Annotated in this window: 8 protein-coding genes and 5 pseudogenes; 7 read left to right on the forward strand and 6 right to left on the reverse strand. The window is 65.8% G+C overall.

The window, feature by feature from the left end:
* Window positions 1–92 precede the first annotated feature (92 nt).
* From H2O14_RS06600 to H2O14_RS06615, 4 genes and pseudogenes are all read left to right on the forward strand, one after another.
* A pseudogene (locus tag H2O14_RS06600) lies at window positions 93–1118 on the forward strand (class II aldolase/adducin family protein); the annotation flags it as partial.
* Between the two features lie 10 nt (window positions 1119–1128).
* Window positions 1129–2408 (forward strand): annotated as a pseudogene (locus H2O14_RS06605) (FGGY-family carbohydrate kinase).
* A pseudogene (locus H2O14_RS06610) lies at window positions 2405–3237 on the forward strand (TIGR01459 family HAD-type hydrolase). The pseudogenes H2O14_RS06605 and H2O14_RS06610 overlap by 4 nt, the downstream one beginning before the upstream one ends.
* An 11-nt stretch (window positions 3238–3248) precedes the next feature.
* Entirely contained in the window at window positions 3249–4175 is a 927-nt protein-coding gene (locus H2O14_RS06615; RefSeq protein ID WP_182827012.1) for a sugar phosphate isomerase/epimerase family protein, read from the forward strand.
* A gap of 32 nt (window positions 4176–4207) precedes the next feature.
* Here H2O14_RS06615 and H2O14_RS06620 read toward each other — a convergent pair whose 3' ends face one another.
* From H2O14_RS06620 to H2O14_RS26765, 4 genes are all read right to left on the reverse strand, one after another.
* Window positions 4208–7243 carry a M10 family metallopeptidase C-terminal domain-containing protein gene (locus tag H2O14_RS06620; protein WP_182827013.1) on the reverse strand — a complete coding sequence of 1012 codons (3036 nt, stop codon included), beginning with the start codon at window positions 7241–7243 and terminating at the stop codon, window positions 4208–4210.
* A gap of 332 nt (window positions 7244–7575) precedes the next feature.
* On the reverse strand, window positions 7576–8925 hold the full coding sequence (locus tag H2O14_RS06625; protein ID WP_182827014.1) for an HlyD family type I secretion periplasmic adaptor subunit: 1350 nt from the start codon (window positions 8923–8925) through the stop codon (window positions 7576–7578).
* Complete coding sequence (locus H2O14_RS26760) at window positions 8922–10022, reverse strand: ATP-binding cassette domain-containing protein (protein ID WP_210275420.1); 1101 nt, start codon at window positions 10020–10022, stop codon at window positions 8922–8924. The genes H2O14_RS06625 and H2O14_RS26760 overlap by 4 nt, the downstream gene beginning before the upstream one ends.
* Window positions 9991–10998, reverse strand: coding sequence for an ABC transporter transmembrane domain-containing protein (locus H2O14_RS26765; RefSeq protein WP_210275421.1), 1008 nt, complete (start codon window positions 10996–10998; stop codon window positions 9991–9993). Before H2O14_RS26765 ends, H2O14_RS26760 begins: the two co-directional genes overlap by 32 nt.
* Window positions 10999–11367: 369 nt before the next feature.
* Here H2O14_RS26765 and H2O14_RS29320 point away from each other — a divergent pair.
* Window positions 11368–14041 (forward strand): annotated as a pseudogene (locus H2O14_RS29320) (GNAT family N-acetyltransferase).
* Window positions 14042–14182: 141 nt separating this feature from the next.
* Window positions 14183–14698: a hypothetical protein gene (locus H2O14_RS06640; protein ID WP_182827015.1), complete on the forward strand. Its 516-nt coding sequence runs from the start codon at window positions 14183–14185 to the stop codon at window positions 14696–14698.
* Between the two features lie 75 nt (window positions 14699–14773).
* Here the strand turns inward: H2O14_RS06640 and H2O14_RS27205 are convergent, their stop codons facing one another.
* A complete protein-coding gene (locus H2O14_RS27205; protein WP_246697545.1) occupies window positions 14774–15382 on the reverse strand; it encodes an MDR family NADP-dependent oxidoreductase in 609 nt (202 codons plus the stop codon).
* 135 nt (window positions 15383–15517) lie between these two features.
* A pseudogene (locus tag H2O14_RS27210) lies at window positions 15518–15667 on the reverse strand (NADP-dependent oxidoreductase); the annotation flags it as partial.
* A gap of 261 nt (window positions 15668–15928) precedes the next feature.
* Here H2O14_RS27210 and H2O14_RS06650 point away from each other — a divergent pair.
* Window positions 15929–16513 carry a TetR/AcrR family transcriptional regulator gene (locus H2O14_RS06650; RefSeq protein ID WP_182827016.1) on the forward strand — a complete coding sequence of 195 codons (585 nt, stop codon included), beginning with the start codon at window positions 15929–15931 and terminating at the stop codon, window positions 16511–16513.
* Window positions 16514–16531: the final 18 nt, after the last annotated feature.

Consider the following 16531-nt stretch of genomic DNA (forward strand, 5'->3'; position numbering starts at 1 on the left):
GACAGCTCTACGGGTCGATCTCCCCCTTGAGGGGGAGATGTCCGGCAGGACAGAGGGGGTGAAGCCTCCGCAGTGAAAGTAAAGGCAATCCCATGAGCAGCACCGAATACCAGGCCCTGATCGACCTCTCCGCCCGCATCGGCGCGGACCCCGCGCTGGTGCAGGCCGCCGGGGGCAATACGTCGATCAAGGATGGCGACACATTGTGGATCAAGGCCTCGGGCCTGTGGCTGGCGCATGCCAAAGAGCGCGACGTGATGGTGCCGGTGAAGCTCGGCGCCATTCTGGAGGCGGTCGCCAAAGACGATCCGTCGGCGGAAAAGGCGCATGTGCATGTTGACCAGGCGCTGGCGAAGAACGGCCTACGGCCGTCGATCGAGACCACCGTGCATGCGCTGATGCCGCAAAAGGTGGTGGTGCATGTCCATTGCGTCGAGACGATCGCGCTCGCCGTCCGCGCCGACGCCGAACAGATCTTGGCCGAGAGGCTGAAGGGCGTGGCCTATGCCTTCGTGCCCTATTGCCGGCCCGGCCTGCCCTTGGCGCGGGCGATCCATGCGCGGATGCGGCCCGATATTTCCGTGCTGATCCTCGGCAATCACGGCCTCGTCGTGGCGGGCGAGACGGTGGCGGAGGCAGATGCGCTGCTGACGGATATCTGCCAGAGGTTGGCGTCTCCACGTCGGCCGGCGCCGGTGGCGGATCTCGCCGCCCTGTCGCGGCTGGCGCTCGACAGTTCCTATATGCTGCCTGCGAATGAAAGCCTGCATGGGGCGGCGACCGATCTCGAAAACTGCCGGATCGCCGCGGGCGGCAGCCTCTATCCCGACCATGTGATCTTTCTCGGCCCCGGCTTCATGATCGCCGCGCCGGGCGAAAGCGCTGTCGAGATGGAAGACCGGCTCAGCAATCCGCCGCCGGTGCTGTTGTTTCCCGGCAAAGGCGTGCTGGTGAAGAAGGCGATCGAGCCGGGGCCGCTGGCGCTGCTCGGCTGCTTCGTCGACGTGGCGAGCCGCATCCCGGAGGGCGCGCGGCTCGGCTATTTCACGCCGGAGCAGAATGCCGAACTGCTGGGCTGGGACGCCGAGAAATATCGCCAGGAGCTCAACAAACGGGGGCCAGCCTCCAATGACCCCGCGCCCGCTCGTCATTGGTCTGGATATGGGCACCTCGGGCGCGCGCGCCGTGGCGATGGACGGGGACGGCCAGGTTGTCGCCAGCGCCGCCGCCAAGCTTTCGAGCTTCAGCGACGATCACCGCGATCCCGAGGGATGGCGGGCGGCGATGCGCGCGGCGTTGACGGGCGCGCTGGCCGAGATCGATCGCAGCGCCGTCGTCGCCATCGCGGTCGACGGCACGTCTGGCACGGTTTTACCGGTGGATGGAAACGGGCGGCCGCTGGCGCGCCCGATGATGTATAACGATCCGGTCGAAGATGCGGGCATCCTCAAGGCGGTGGCGGAGAATGCGCCGCGCGACAGCGCAGCGCATGGGCCGACCTCCGGCCTCGCCAAGCTGATGGTCTTCCAGACTGTCGCCGGCGTCGAGCGGGTGATCCATCAGGCCGACTGGCTGGCGGGGCAATTGACCGGCCGTTTCGATCTCAGCGACGAAAACAATGCGCTGAAGACGGGCTACGACCCGACCGGCAGGCGTTGGCCCGACTGGATCGGGGCGACTGGGGCGAAGACGTCGCTGCTGCCTGATGTGCTGCCGGCGGGGGCGCCGATGGCGCGGATCTCGGCGCAGGCGGCGCAGACCTTCGGACTGCATCAGACGGTGCTGATCGCGGCCGGCACCACGGATGGCTGCGCCTCCTTCCTCGCCACCGGCGCCGACCGGCCCGGCGACGGCGTGAGCGCGCTGGGCACGACGCTCACGGTCAAGATCCTGTCTGACACGCCGCTGTTTGCGCCTGACTACGGGCTCTACAGCCATCGCATCGGCGATATCTGGCTGGCCGGCGGCGCTCCAACACAGGCGGCGTGGTGCTGGCGCAGCATTTCGAGCCCGACGCCATTGCCGCGCTGTCGGCGCGGATCGATCCGGAGACCGGCAGCGGCCTCGACTATTATCCGCTGCCGAAGCCCGGCGAGCGCTTTCCGATTTCCGACCCCACACTCGCCCCGCGCATGAACCCGCGACCTGTTGATGACGTAGATTTCCTCAAAGGCATTTTCGAAGGCATTGCCGGGATCGAGGCGCTCGCCTATCAGCGGCTGGAAAGCCTGGGCGGCCCGAAACTCGGCTCGATCCGCAGCGTCGGCGGCGGGGCGAAGAACGATGTGTGGACAAAAATCCGGCTGAGGAAGCTCGGCGTCATCGCCGCGCCTGTCCTTTCGGAAGAAGCGGCGGCGGGCGCGGCGAGGCTGGCGCTCAAGGCGGCGCAAGCGGAGGGATTGTTATGACGGAGACGATCACCGGCCTGCATGAGGTGGCCGACCGGTTCGACGCTTTTCTCATCGACCAATTCGGCGTGCTGCGCGACGGCGCGGCCCCTATCCGCAGGCGCCGGCGGAACTGAAGAAACTGCGCGCGCTCGGCAAGAAGATCATCGTCCTCTCCAATTCCGGCAAGCGGTCGGTCGAGAATTCCGTGCGGCTCGCCAAGCTCGGCTTCAATGAGGCTGATTGGGACTGGTTTTTGACGTCGGGCGAAACCGCCTGGCGGATGATGGCGGCGGAAACGCAGGGCGGCGGGCGCAAACGCTGCCTGCTGATCAGCCGCGACGGCGACACATCGCCGCTCGACGGGCTGGACTACGACCGCACGGACGACGCTGATAGCGCCGATATCGTTCTGATCGCGGCGAGCGAAGGCGACCGCTACGATCTCTGCCATTACCAGCGCCTGCTGCAGCCGGCGGCGGAGCGTGGCCTGCGCTGCCTCTGCACCAATCCCGACAAGGTGATGCTGACCGCGGATGGCAAGGCCTTCGGCGCCGGCCGCATCGCCGATCTCTATGAGGAGTTGGGCGGCGCGGTGACCTGGATCGGCAAACCGTTCCCCGACATTTATGATCAGGCCAAGATCTTTCTCGGCGCCATCCCGCCCGCCCGCATCTGCGCCATCGGCGACAGCGTCGAGCATGACATTGCCGGGGCGCGCATGGCCGGCATCGCCTCCATTCTGGTCGAAACCGGCATACACGCCGAGGCGACGGCCGAGGAACGCGCGGCGCTCTTTGCGCATCACGCCGCCGAGCCCGATTTCATTCTTCCCGACTTCCGCCTCTGAAAGGCCCGTATATGGCGTTTACGCTCTCGCTCAACACCAATCCGCTGGTCAATCGCTTCGCCGAAGCCGACGATCTCATCGACACGATCGCCGAGAAGATCCGCATCGGTTATGTGCAGCTCACCCATGAATTCATCAACCCCGGCTGGCCGGCGGCGACCATCTCCAAGCATGAGCGGGCCTTCGCCCGCGCGCTCGACCGCACTGGCGTCAAAGTGACCTCGGGAATGACCGGCCCTTACGGCCGGCTCAACCATTTCGGCCATCCCGACGCCGATGTCCGGCGCTACTATGTCGACTGGTTCAAGACATTCGCGGATATCTCGGCCGGACTCGGTGCGTCCGGCATGGGCACGCAATTCGCGATCTTCACCCATCGCGATTATGACGATCCGGTCAGACGTGAAGAGTTGATGAAGATCGCCATCGATTGCTGGGCCGAGGTGGCCGAACATGCGCAGGCGGCGGGCCTGACCTATCTCTTCTGGGAGCCGATGTCGGTTGGCCGCGAATTCGGCCACACCATCGCCGAATGCCGGGCGCTCGACCGGCGGCTGGCGGAACAGGGCTTCGCCATTCCGATGAAGATGATGGTCGATATCGACCATGGCGACGTGACCTCGCCCAATCCCGACGATATCGACCCCTACGCCTGGGCGGGCGCCTTTCCCAAAGAGAGCCCGATCATCCACATCAAGCAATCCTCGATGAACAAAGGCGGCCACTGGCCCTTCACCGCCCAATACAATAAGGACGGCCGCATCCAGCCGGAGAAACTGCTCGACGCGGTGCGCGCCGGCGGCGGAACCGACAACGAGATCTGCCTCGAACTCTCGTTCCGCGAGCGCGAGCCGACCGACCACCTCGTCGTCGAGATGATCCGGGAGTCGGTGGAGTTCTGGGAGCCCTATATCGATACGGGGTTCAATCGGGGATAACGCCGCGACGGGCGCTCAGAGGCCGCGCGCCGCTACAGAACGAAAAAGCCTCTCGACAGGCTCATGGGATCGTCGAGATGGAGCACGAAATCGGCCTTGCCGTCGCCATTGACGTCGCCGGAGATGTAGGTGTCCGACTTGGCCCTCTCGTAGCGCAATTCCCCGGCTTTGCCGGAGAAGGCCGCGGTGTCGATGAAGCTGAAGGCGTCGTTTTTCGCCGTGGCGGCATTGGCGTCGATGCCGGACAGGTTGATTCGGTCGCCGCTCTTGCCGTTGAAATCGTAAATGGTGTCGGACGCGGTCTTTGTGGCGCCAATGTCTTTCGCCGATTTCATGACGAAACTGTCCCTGCCCGCGCCGCCATAGAGAAGGTCGAAGCCGCCGCCGCCGATCAGCGTGTCGTTGCCGCCGCCGCCCTTCAGGACGTTGACGCCGCTATTGCCCGTCAATCTGTCATTGAAGCCGCCGCCGACGGCGTTTTCGAAGAACAACAGCATGTCGGAGCCCTGGCCGCCGCCGATCGCCTGTAATGTGGTCGCGGCGAGATTGACCCTGACGCCGCCGCTTGCGGCCCCGTAGTCGACGGTGTCGATCCCGACGCCGCCATCCATCCGGTCGTTTCCGGCGCTGCCGCGGAAACTGTCCTTGCCGGCGAAGCCCACCATCCGATCGTCGCCCGCCGTGCCCGAAAGCACATTGGCGCCCTTCGTTCCGTCGATCGTGGCGACGCGCTCCAGGAAGAGCCCGCCATTGCCGTTGTCGACCAGCGACAGATGAAACTGGCTCAGGCCATTGAAGGCGAAGCCGCGCTGCTCGCCGGCGCCGGAAAATCGGAAGACGCCGTTTTCGCCGGATTGGGTCCAGGCGAAATTGTCCGGCTCGGAGAGGCTATAACCGCTCTCCTGCGCGAGATCGACGCGGTCGCCGAGACCGAAGCCGCCGAGCGTGATCGTGTGACTGATGGACCATGGGCCGTCGATACTGTGACGCAGCGTCTCCGCGCCGGTCCCCGAAAATGTCACCGTCCCGGTCCAGTCGCCCCGCAAGGTCAGGACGCCGCCATTGACGGCGCGCACAGCGCCCGCGCCGGAGAGCAGATCCTGAATGACCAGCGCGCCGCCGTCCGCTTCGAAGACGCCGTCATTGACGATGGCGCCGCTGGTGTCGATCACCATGGTCTCGCCGGTCGTGGCGCGCACCACGCCTCCGGACATGTTGCGCAGCTCGAAGAGTTCGGTCCCCGGGCCATTCTGCGTCGTGCCGATATAGCCGCCGCCGGCGATCACGCCCGAATTGGCGAGCACGGCGATCTCGCTGCTGTTTTCACCGCGGATCATCGAGTTGGCGCCGAGCGTCAGCACGCCCGCGCCGGACAGCGCCGCGCCCTCCCCGTCGATCAGCAGCGTGGCGGCTTGCGTCGGATGGAAGCCGATGTCGCCATCGTTGACGATCGCACCGCGGAAAAGACCGCCGTCGATCCGGACTGCGCCATGATTGGTGACGGCGCCCTGCCCCGTCGAGCCGTCCAGAACCGAGGCGGCAAATCCGACGAGTTGGATCAAGCCGCCATTGGCCGTTTCCAGAGAGCCGCCCCGCACTTCGCCGTTGCGAATGACGACCGTCGAGTCCACGCCGTCCGCGAGAATGGCGCCGTCCTTGTTGTCGATCGCGGTGGAGCCTGAATTGACGCCGATCGACAATTCGGCTCCGTCGACGGCGCGCAGAACGCCGGCGTTGACGAAACCGACCGTGCCATAGATCACGAGCGCGGCGTCGGCATTGTCCGCCTCGAACACGCCGCCTTCGTGATTGACCACCGACAGGAGCTTCGTCGCCAGGGCGCCGTTGTCGTAACGCCCCACATAGCCCGCGCCGCGAATGACGTTGTCGACATTCTCCAGCGTCGATGCGACGGAGTCGCTGGCTCCCTGCAGCATGGCGAAACCGACATTGTCGCCCGCGCCGGCGCTGTAGCTGAGCACGACCTCGCCGCCGCCCGTCAGCCTCGCGAACGAGGCGACGCGCAACGCCGTCCAGTAGCCGAGCAAACCGATTTCGCCGTGATTGACGATGTCGCCCGCGATCTGCGCCTCCGTGCCGATGCCGAAAGGGACGCCGAGCCGGACGAGGCTGTCGGTGGTGATGGTGACGGCGCCCGCTTCGGTCGAACCGTCGAGGATGGTGTAGCCCGGGCCGCCCCCGGCCGCGACGTAACCGCCCCCGGTTTCCAGATAGATGACGCCGCCGCCGGACGTGTCCAAGAGCCCGCCCGTGAGCGCGGTGTTGTTGAGCACCGTTTTCGAGCCCGCGCCATAGGCGCCGACATAGCCCGATGACGACTGGTCGACAAAAGCGTTGTTGTCGACGATGAGTTGCCCGCCGCCATTGGACACCAGCGCGCCTGTGTTGACCAGGGGATCGGTCTCGGCGACGCCCGGCGCGATGATCAACCTGCGCCCGCTCACATCCGCGTCGATGACGCCGCTGTTGATGATGGCCACGTAGCCGCCTGGGAAATATTGCTGGAAACTCCAGCCGATCTGCCCGACGCCGGAGATGCGGCTTTCATTGTGCAGCGTGGTGACGGCGCCCAGAGTGCCGGTCAGAAAAGCCGTTCCGTCGACATTGCTGGTCAGGCGCAGGTCGCCGGAGCCCGACAGATGAAACTCGCCCGAATCCATCAACAGATAGGCCGAACCGCTTTCACCGCCGATGGTCATGAGATGGTTGTTGACGATGCCGCCGAGCACGGTGACGCTGTCGGTCAGGATCGTGAACGCGCCGTCGTTGCTCAACGTGCCGCCGATGGTCATCAGCGATGCGTCGGCGATCACCGAGCCCGCGGAAGTGACGTCGAGATTTCGGGTGGCGACCTCCCCGGTCAAGGGGGAGTGATGGTCGAAGACATTGTTGGAGATCGTGACGCCCGCGGTCGCGACCACGACGTCGTCCGCGCCGCCCGGAACGACGTTGCCTTCGAAGTTCGTCCAGACGATCTCGCCCGACTCCTCGTTGATGACGACATCTGTCCACTCCGTTCCAAGTGTCGCCGTGAATGCAATCGCCATGCCGATCCTCCCCGTCGCGACAGCGTTCCCGACTTGCGGAGCGTCTATATCGCCGGCTCACGATAGTGACGGGTGCAGAGCATGTCAATTGAAACGGCGGATCGCAAAGATCTCTCCGAGTCTCTTCTTGCGTCGAGAACCGAACAACCTTCGGATATGCTTCAGCGCCTCGGATACATCCTTTGGTTATTCACCGCAGTGCAAAACGTTCCAGGCGCCGATCCAAGCGTGACGAAACGGGCGCGCCCGATGCGAGGGCGGCGGGGCCGCGCGATGCAGCTGCTTGATGACCGACCAACGAAAAAGAGGCCGGAAGCCGGCCTCTTTCGTGATCAACGCTCCAGCATCGACTTGCCGAAATAGCTCGTCAGCGGACGCACCAGATAATCCCAGGGCGTGCGATAGGTGGTGCGGATGAACACGTCCACCGGCATGCCGGGGCGGATCTGCTGGGTCGGGCCGAGATATTTCTCTTCGCCAGGAAGCAGTTCGAGCGAGGCCGTGTAATAACTCTGGCCGGTGCGCTCATTGGTGATGATGTCGGCCGAGACCCGGCGCACGCGACCGTTCAGATCCGGCGTATGACGGTGGTCGAAGCTCTGGAAGCGAATTATGGCGTCCTGACCTTCATGCACCTGGTCGATCTGGGTCGGCGGCAGCTGCACGCTCACCACCAGTTTGACCTTTTCGGGCACGATTTCCATGATCGGCTCGGCGGCGCGCACGACCGCGCGGATGGCGTGGACCTGCAGGTTGAACACCTTGCCTTCCATCGGCGCTTTCACCTCGATGCGCGACAGCGTCTCGAGCGTGGAATTGCGGCGCTCCTTGAGCTCCGCCACCTTGGCGTCGGTGTCGGAGAGTTCCTTGATCGCCTCTTCACGCATCTGGGCCGAGACGTTGATGATGGCGAGCTCCAGCTCGGCGACGCGCGCCCGGTTCTCGGCGATCGACGCCTGCGATTCCGACATGCTGCCGCGCGCCTGGGCCGCATCCCGCTCATAGGCGCTGACGCGGGTCATTTCGGTCAGCCCCTTGGCGAGCAGCGCCTTCTGGCGATCGACGTCGCCGGTGAGCAGCGTGAACTGCTCCTGCAGCGCCGCGATACGGGCGCGCAGACCGTCGTTCTGCTTTTCGATCTGCGACTTGCGCTCCTGCAGCTGCTGGATCTGCTTGTCGCGGGTCAGGCGCCGCGCCACCAGCAATTCCCTCTGGCTGCGGATGATTTCAGCGGCCGTCTCGTCGGTCTTGGCGCGTTCGACGAGATCCTTGTCGAACACCGGTTCGGGCAGTTCGTCCTGTTCGGCGATCAGCCGGGCGCGCACGCCGAGCAGCGGATAGAGCTGGCTTTCCGTCACGCCGAGTTCGGCCCGATCGAAGGTGTCGTCGAACACGATCAGCGTCTGGCCGGCCTCGACCACCTGTCCGTCGCGCACCAGGATCTTGCCGATCACGCCGCCGGTGGCGTGCTGGATCACCTGCCGTTTGGTTTCGACTTCCACCACGCCCTGGCCGACCACTGCGCCGGCCATGGTGGTGAACACCGACCAGGCGCCGAAGCCGAACACCAGGATGAACAGCGTCGCGAAGCCCATGATCATGTAGCGCCGCGCGCTCCAGGATTGCACGGCGGCTTGGGGCGCGCTCGGCGCGGCGCGGAGTTGCAATGCGTCAGGGCTCATTTCTGCTCCCCGTTCTCGGAAGCGGCGGCATCGGCGCGACCCGGCTGTTGTTGTTCGGCGTCGCCTTTAGCGTCAGGCTGTGGCGGTTTTGAGGCCCCGGCGTCGGACGGTCCCGACGCTTGCGGCTTGACGCCGATGCCGGGAAGCAGACCGGTTCCGAGAATGCCGGGCAGCGCCGGACGCGCGCCCGATGGCGGCGCGGGACGCGGCGCGCTCGGGGGCGCGCCGCCGGGCGTCGGGCCCGTGGGCGCCTGCGGGCCGGGCCTTGGCGCGCCGGGCGTTGGCGCGCCGGGAGTTCCGCCCTGGGCGGCGCCGCCGTTCGGCGCCGGCGGGCGGGGTCCCTGCGGAAGCTGGGCGGGCGCGCCCGGCTGACCGCCGTTCTGCTGGCCGCCGGACCCGATCGACTGGTAATTCTTCAGATGCTGCTTGAGCACCTCGTCGCGCGGGCCGAAGGCCACGCGGTTGCCGCCTTCGAGAATGAGGATCAGGTCGCACTCCTCGATCGCCGCCGGCCGATGCGCCATGATGACCACCGAGCGGCCCTCTTTCTTGGCGTTGCGGATGGCGATGTTGAGCGCGGCCGAGCCCTCTGCGTCGAGATTGGCGTTGGGCTCGTCGAGCACCAAGAGCACGGGATCGCCGTAGAGCGCGCGGGCAAGGCCGATGCGCTGCTTCTGGCCGCCCGACAGGCGCTGGCCCTGGGCCGGCAGCTTGGTGTCGTAACCCTGGCCGAGCTTGACGACCAGATCATGCGCCGCCGCCTTCTGCGCCGCCGCCACGACCTTTTCGGAATCGACGTCGAGCGCCAGCCGGGCGATGTTCTCGGCGATCGTTCCTTCGAACAACGCCACGTCCTGTGGCAGATAGCCGACATAATTGGCGAGGTCGTCGACATTGTACTGGTCGATCGCCGCGCCGTCGAGGCGCACCTTGCCGGCCTGGATCGGCCATACGCCGGTCAGCACGCGGGCCAGCGTGGACTTGCCGGAGCCGGACTGGCCGATCACGCCGAGCGCCTGGCCGGGCCTGAGTTCGAAGGACAGGTTGCGCAGCGTCGGCACGCGCTCACCCGGCGGCACGACCGAAATGTTCTGCACGTCGAGGATGGCGCGGCTTGGGCAGCGTGGTGCGCTGGGCCTCCGGCGGCACCTTGGTCAGCACGTCCGCAAGGCTCTTCCAGCCCTGGATGGCGCGCTGGATCAGCGCCCACTGGCCGATCATGCCTTCGATCGGCGACAGCGCGCGGCCGATGATGATCGACGAGGCCAGCATGGCGCCCGAACTGATATGGCCCTGGATCGCGAGCCAGGCGCCGGCGCCGAGGATGGCCGATTGCAGGAAGATGCGAAAGGTCTTGGAGGTGGTGGAATAAAAGCCGTTCTGGTCGCTGTAGTCGATATTGGCGTTGAGCATGTCCTGACGGAAACGCTGCCAGCGCACCGCGGTGGAGGTGCGCATGCCGAGCGCGCGCACGGTGTCGGCCTCTCGCTGCAGCGTGCCGGTCCATTCCTCCGACAGGCGGGCGGTGTTCATCGCCTTTTCCTGGTTCTCCTTGGTGCCGTTCTGGTTGAGCCAGGTCAGCGCGATGAGGATCAGGCCGCCGATCACGCCGAGCACGCCCATCAGCGGATGGAAAATGAAGATGATCACGACGAAGATCGGCGTCCACGGCACGTCGAACACCGAGAAGGCAGCCGGCGAGGCCAGAGCGCGCTGGATGGAATCGAGATCGCGCATGGCGGTGTTGGTGTTGATGCCCTGCGACGCCAGCATGGTGCGATCGGTGACGATGCGGAACACCCGCATTTCCAGCTTGGCGGCGAAGCGCGCGCCGATGCGCGCCGAAATGCGGGCGCGCATATGGTCGAGCACGCCCATGATCGCATAGAGCGCGACCAGCAGGAGCGTCAGCACGACCAGCGTGGGCTCGGAGCGACTGGTGAGGACGCGATCATAGACCTGAAGGCTGTAAATCGAGCCGGTCAGCACCAACATATTGACGAAAAAGGAGAAAATACCGATTGCAACAAATGCGGAGCGGCTTTCGGCGAGGGCCGCCCGAAGCTCCTCCACACCGTTTTTCTTAGGAGCTGCGCTCAAAATAACCCTCACACGAGAAAATATGCGTTATTTCAACAGTCTCGGCCGCACGGGCGCGGGCCCGACGAATCCCGTCTGTCGTTCGGCCATTGGTTAACCGCCATTAACGCGGTTTAAAGGTGACAATCAATAGCGCGCAGTACAAAGCTTTGTGTAAAACCCAGCTTTATCTACTCGATTTTCCTAGAAGAATTCAAAACTGGACTGTGGATCGTCCGCCGTCGGAGGTTCTCGCGAAAAAGTGGCCGACGCCGCCGGGCTTGAGCAAAATCAAGGCGCGGGACGCCGGCAGACCGCAGGGATGGCGCAACGCCCGGCCCGGGTCCGACCAAGGAGACGCAGATGACGATCCGCAATCTCGACCATGCGCTTGCCCCCGCTCGATCGCCGTGATCGGCGCCTCCGAACGGGAGGGATCGGTGGGCGCGGTGATCCTCGCCAATATCCGGTCCGGCGGCTTCGAAGGCGAAATCTATCCGGTCAATCCAAAATATCCCCGGTTGGCGGGTCTCGATTGCTTCGCCCGCGTCGCCGACTTGCCCGAGGCGCCGGATCTCGCCGTCATCTGCACCCCGCCGGAGACGGTTCCCGGCCTGATCGAGGCCTTGGCTGCGCGCGGCTGCCGCGCGGCGGCGGTCATCACCGCCGGCGTCACCGCGACGAGCGGCCTCAGGCAGGCGATGCTCGCGGCGGCGCGGCCGCATCTCTTCCGCATTTTCGGACCCAACACGGTGGGCCTGATCCTGCCGCATGCCAAGCTCAACGCCAGTTTCGCGCATATGACGCCCGCGCCGGGCGGCGTGGCGCTGATCTCGCAATCCGGCGCCATCGTCACCTCGCTGATCGATTGGGCGGCCGGCGAAGGCGTCGGCCTGTCGGCGGCGATCTCGCTCGGCGACATGGCCGATGTCGACGCCGCCGACTGCCTGGACATGCTGTCGGGCGATCCCGACACGCGGGTCATCGTGATGTATCTCGAATCAATCGCGAATCCGCGCAAGTTCATGTCGGCGGCCCGGGCCGCCGCCCGGATCAAGCCGGTGATCGCCATCAAGCCCGGCCGCCACGCCGCCGCGGCCAAGGCCGCCGCCACCCATACCGGCGCGCTGTCGGGCGCTGATCGCGTCACCGAGGCGGCGTTGAAACGCGCCGGCGTGCTCCGCGTTCGGGCGCTGGATCAGTTGTTCGACGCCGTCGAGGTGCTCTCGCGCTTTGCGCCGATGCAATCCATCCGCGCCGGCCTCGTCACGAACGGCGGCGGGGCCGGCGTGCTGGCCGTGGACCGGCTGATGGACTGGAAGGGCGATCTCGCCGAGCTTTCCGCCGAGACGATCGCCGCTCTCGACGCGCAACTGCCGGCCAACTGGTCGCGCGCCAACCCGGTCGACATCATCGGCGACGCGCCGCCCGCCCGCTATGTCGAGGCTATCCGGCGCGTGGCCCGCGACCCCGGCGTCGACGCCGTGCTGGTGATGAACTGCCCGACTGCGCTGGCGTCCCCGCTCGCCGCGCGCGCGGTGGCGGGGCTTGCGAAAGACGGGCGCATCGAGGGCAAGCCGACGATCGCCTGCTGGCTGGGCGAGGAGACGGCCCGCGAAGGCCGGGCGGCGTTGCGCGCGGCGGGCGTCGCGACTTATGCGTCACCCGAAGCGGCGGCCGACGCCATCGGCTATCTCGGCGAATGGTCGCGCGCGCAGGCCGCGCTGTCGCGGGTTCCGCAGGCCTCGGCGGAAATCTCGCCGGAGGCGCGGGAGAAGGTGGCGGCGATCCTGCGCGCCGTCGGCCGCGACGGCCGCACCATGCTGAGCGAGGCCGAAGCCAAGGCCGCGCTCTCCGCCTATGGCCTGCCGACGCCGGAAACGCTGGTCGCCGCGACGCCGGAAGAGGCCCGCGTCATCGCCGAACGCCTGCTCGCGGACGGGGACGCCTCGTCGTCAAGCTGCAATCGCGCACGATCACCCACAAATCCGATGTCGGCGGCGTCATTCTCGGCGTCGACAGCCCCGACGCGGCCGTCGCCGCCTGCCGGGACATCGAGGGCCGGCTGACGGCGCTCGGCCAGGCCGACGCCATCGACGGCTACGCCATCCAGCCGATGATCGAGCGGCCGCATGCACAGGAGCTGATCATCGGCGCGAGCCTCGATTCCGTCTTCGGCCCGGTCATCCTGTTCGGCGCCGGCGGCACGGCGGTCGAGGCGCTCGACGACGCGGGCATCGGCCTGCCGCCGCTCGACGCCGCGCTCGCCGGCGACCTCATCGACGCCACCCGCATATCGAGGCTGCTCAAGGGCTATCGCGACCGCAAGCCCGCCGACCGCGCCGCCATCATCGCCGCGATCCAGGCGATTTCGGCGCTGACCGCCGATTTCGGCGCCATCCGCGCCCTCGACGTCAATCCGTTGCTGGCCGACGAGGACGGCGTCATCGCGCTCGACGCCCGCATCGAGATCGATCCCGCCAAACTCGACGAAGCGGCCCCCAACCGCGCGCTCGCCATCCGGCCCTATCCCGGCGACTGGTCCGAAGACGTCGATCTCGGTCCGATCCAGGCGCATCTCCGTCCGATCCGCCCAGACGATCTCGCACTCTACGGCGACTTCTTCGCCCGGGTGACCGATGAAGACCTTCGCCTGCGCTTCCTCTCGCCGCGCCGGCATTTTCCAGACCAGATGCTCAAGCGGCTGACGCAGCTGGATTACGACCGGGAAATGGCTTTCGTCGCGACCGATCGAAACACGGGGGCGCTGATGGCCATCGGCCGCCTCAACGCCGATCCGGACAAGGAGAAGGCCGAATATGCGCTGCTGGTGCGCAGCGACCTGCAGGGCCAAGGTCTTGGCTGGACGCTGCTGCGCCGCCTGATCGATTACGCCCGCGCCGAAGGCGTGCGCCGGATCGAGGGCGTCATCCTCGCCGAAAACGACCGCATGCTGCAGATGGCCCGCGACTTCGGCTTCACCATCGCCCGCAACGCCGACGACCTCAGGCTGACGACCGCCAGCCTGATCCTCTGACCGGAGGGTGAGACAGCGGCTGGGGTGGGCGGTCGCAGCCGACGCCGCCGCGCCGTCAGACGTCACCCCGGCCGGTTACGACACGTCAGTGCGGAACAATGTTGGGCGAGTAGACCGGCGCAATTGACAAGGGAGGCTCTCATGGAAATTCAATCCATTAAAAACAATCCTGTTTCAAAGACATCGTCCTCGCGTTCTGCCGCCGACCAGGGCTTCGACGCCCTGGTCGTGGGCGCCTTGGCCGGCGGCGCAGCCGACAAGCAGGCGCTGAACACGGAATACCGCGCCGCGCTGTTCGAGCTTGCCGATGACAACCAGGATGGCGAACTGAGCCGCCTCGAACTTTCACAGTCGGTCAAAAATGGCGGCGGCGATGAATCGCAGGTCGAAGCGCTGTGGCGGAGCTTGACCGACGACGTCGACGCCAACCCGACATCCGACGACTTCAGCGCCCAATTGGCGACCAGCGCCTCGCCTGAAAACGGGACATTGGGTGCGGTCGGCTTCAACATCTTCGACGGCAATGGCGACGGCAGTTTGACCGAGGCCGAGATCGAGCGCCTGCTGGAAGACAGCGACCACGACGACAACGCCGCCGCGCGCCTGCTCGAGCAGCTCCAGACCTTCGCGCCCTCCGAGCAAGGGGCCGCTTCCTGACCTGTCTCCGGCCTATGGGGCGGCGGACGGTCCCGCGTCGATGCGACCGTCTCTCCGCCCCCGCATCGTATCCCGTCAGTCGGCTCTGACGATCAGCTTCCTGCCGCTGTGGCTGCCGTCGAACAGGGTCAGCAGCGTTTCGGGGAGCTTTTCGAACCCGTCGACGAATTCTTCCCGGTAGCTGATCTTACCGCTGGCGACCAAAGGCGTCATCTCGGCGAGGAAATCCGGGAACGCATGCATGACATAGGGTGTGGCGAAGGCCATGATATCGACGAAACGATAGTGGATCAGCGTGATCAGGCGAGGCAGATAATTGACGCCGCGAGGTAGTTCCGTATCGCTGTAATCGGCAATCGTGCCGCAGACGACCATCTTCGCATGCGGATTGAAATATTCCATCAGCACCGGAAAGAGCGGGCCGCCGACATTTTCATAAAAGGCGTCGATGCCGTCGGGAAGGGCGCGCCGGATCTGTTCTTCGACATCATCCGCCTTATAGTCGATCGCCGCGTCCAGGCCGAGCTCGTCCTTGAGATAGGCGGTCTTGGCCGGCCCGCCGGCGACGCCGACGACCCGGAGTCCGCGGAGCTTGCCGATCTGCGCCGCCGTCGAGCCCACCGCGCCTGCAGCGCCCGTGACCAACAGCGTGCCTCCGGGCTTGAAGTCATGAACCCTCGTCATGCCGTACCAGGCGGTAAAGCCCGTGAGACCGAGCGGTCCGAGCGCGGTCGACAAAGGCGCGACGGCCTCGTCGAGCTTGCGGATGTCGGATCCGTCCGAGACGGCGTAGTCCTGCCAGCCCGACCAAGTCTGGATGTGATCGCCGGGCGCGAAATCCGGGCGACGGCTTTCCACCACCACGGCGACCGTCGGTCCGCCCATCGGATCGCCGATCTCGATCGCAGGCCATTCGGACGAACCGTTCCCCATCAGATTGCGCTGGTAGGGATCGATGGAAAACAACTGGTTGCGGAAGAGAACCTGTCCCTCCCCGGCATCGGAGCCTCGGCGTTTACAAGCGTGAAATCCGTGAGCCTGGCTGGGCCTTCAGGGCGGGCGGCGAGTGTGAATTTACGATTGGGCGTATCGGCCATCATTGTCCTCGATTGCATGCGAGCGTTTCATAACACTCATTACATAATGATCGTTATGAAACTGGACATGATCTGTCAAGCGACTTACATAACGATCATTGTGAAACGATGATCGGCAGTGGGACCACACGGCATGGGTCGCCCGAGGACTTTCGACATAGAACAAGCGCTGGAGGCGGCGCTCGCCGTGTTCTGGCGCAAGGGCTATGAAGGCGCCTCCTACGCCGACCTGGTGGAGGCGACCGGCGTGGAGCGCCCTGCCCTCTACTCGGCGTTCGGCAACAAGGAGGCGCTTTTTCTTCGGGCGCTGGAGCGTTACAACGCCCATTACGGCAGCTATGTCTGGAAGGCGATCGAACTCGAAACGTCGCGGCAGGTCGCACAACGGGTGCTCGAGGGCGCGGTCGAACTCAGCACGCGGTTCGACGATCGCACGGGTTGCTTCGGCATCAATGGCGGCGTCGCGGGCTCGGACGATTCCGAAGCCAGCCGCCGAGCCCTGATCAAATGGCGCGCCGATGGCGAGGCTGTGCTGCGCGAGCGGTTCGAACGAGCCAAACGCGAAGGCGATCTCCCCAACGACGTCGATCCGTCAGTGCTCGCCGCCTATCTGCTGACGATCGCCCATGGCGTCGCCGTCCAGGCGAAGGCCGGTTTTCCACGAGAAAAGCTGTCCGCCATCGCCCGGCAGGCGTTGAGCGCCTGGCCCGGAAAATAATCGCTGCTCGGAGAGGCG

Source organism: Rhizobium sp. G21, from assembly GCF_014158035.1.
GTDB lineage: Bacteria > Pseudomonadota > Alphaproteobacteria > Rhizobiales > Rhizobiaceae > Rhizobium_E.

Excerpts from the sequence above, each read along its gene's own strand:
- H2O14_RS06615 (WP_182827012.1), top strand. The coding sequence starts at position 3,249 with ATGGCGTTTACGCTCTCGCTCAACACCAATCCGCTGGTCAATCGCTTC.
- H2O14_RS06620 (WP_182827013.1), bottom strand. The coding sequence starts at position 7,243 with ATGGCGATTGCATTCACGGCGACACTTGGAACGGAGTGGACAGATGTC.
- H2O14_RS06625 (WP_182827014.1), bottom strand. The coding sequence starts at position 8,925 with ATGAGCCCTGACGCATTGCAACTCCGCGCCGCGCCGAGCGCGCCCCAA.
- H2O14_RS06640 (WP_182827015.1), top strand. The coding sequence starts at position 14,183 with ATGGAAATTCAATCCATTAAAAACAATCCTGTTTCAAAGACATCGTCC.
- H2O14_RS27205 (WP_246697545.1), bottom strand. The coding sequence starts at position 15,382 with ATGACGAGGGTTCATGACTTCAAGCCCGGAGGCACGCTGTTGGTCACG.
- H2O14_RS06650 (WP_182827016.1), top strand. The coding sequence starts at position 15,929 with ATGGGTCGCCCGAGGACTTTCGACATAGAACAAGCGCTGGAGGCGGCG.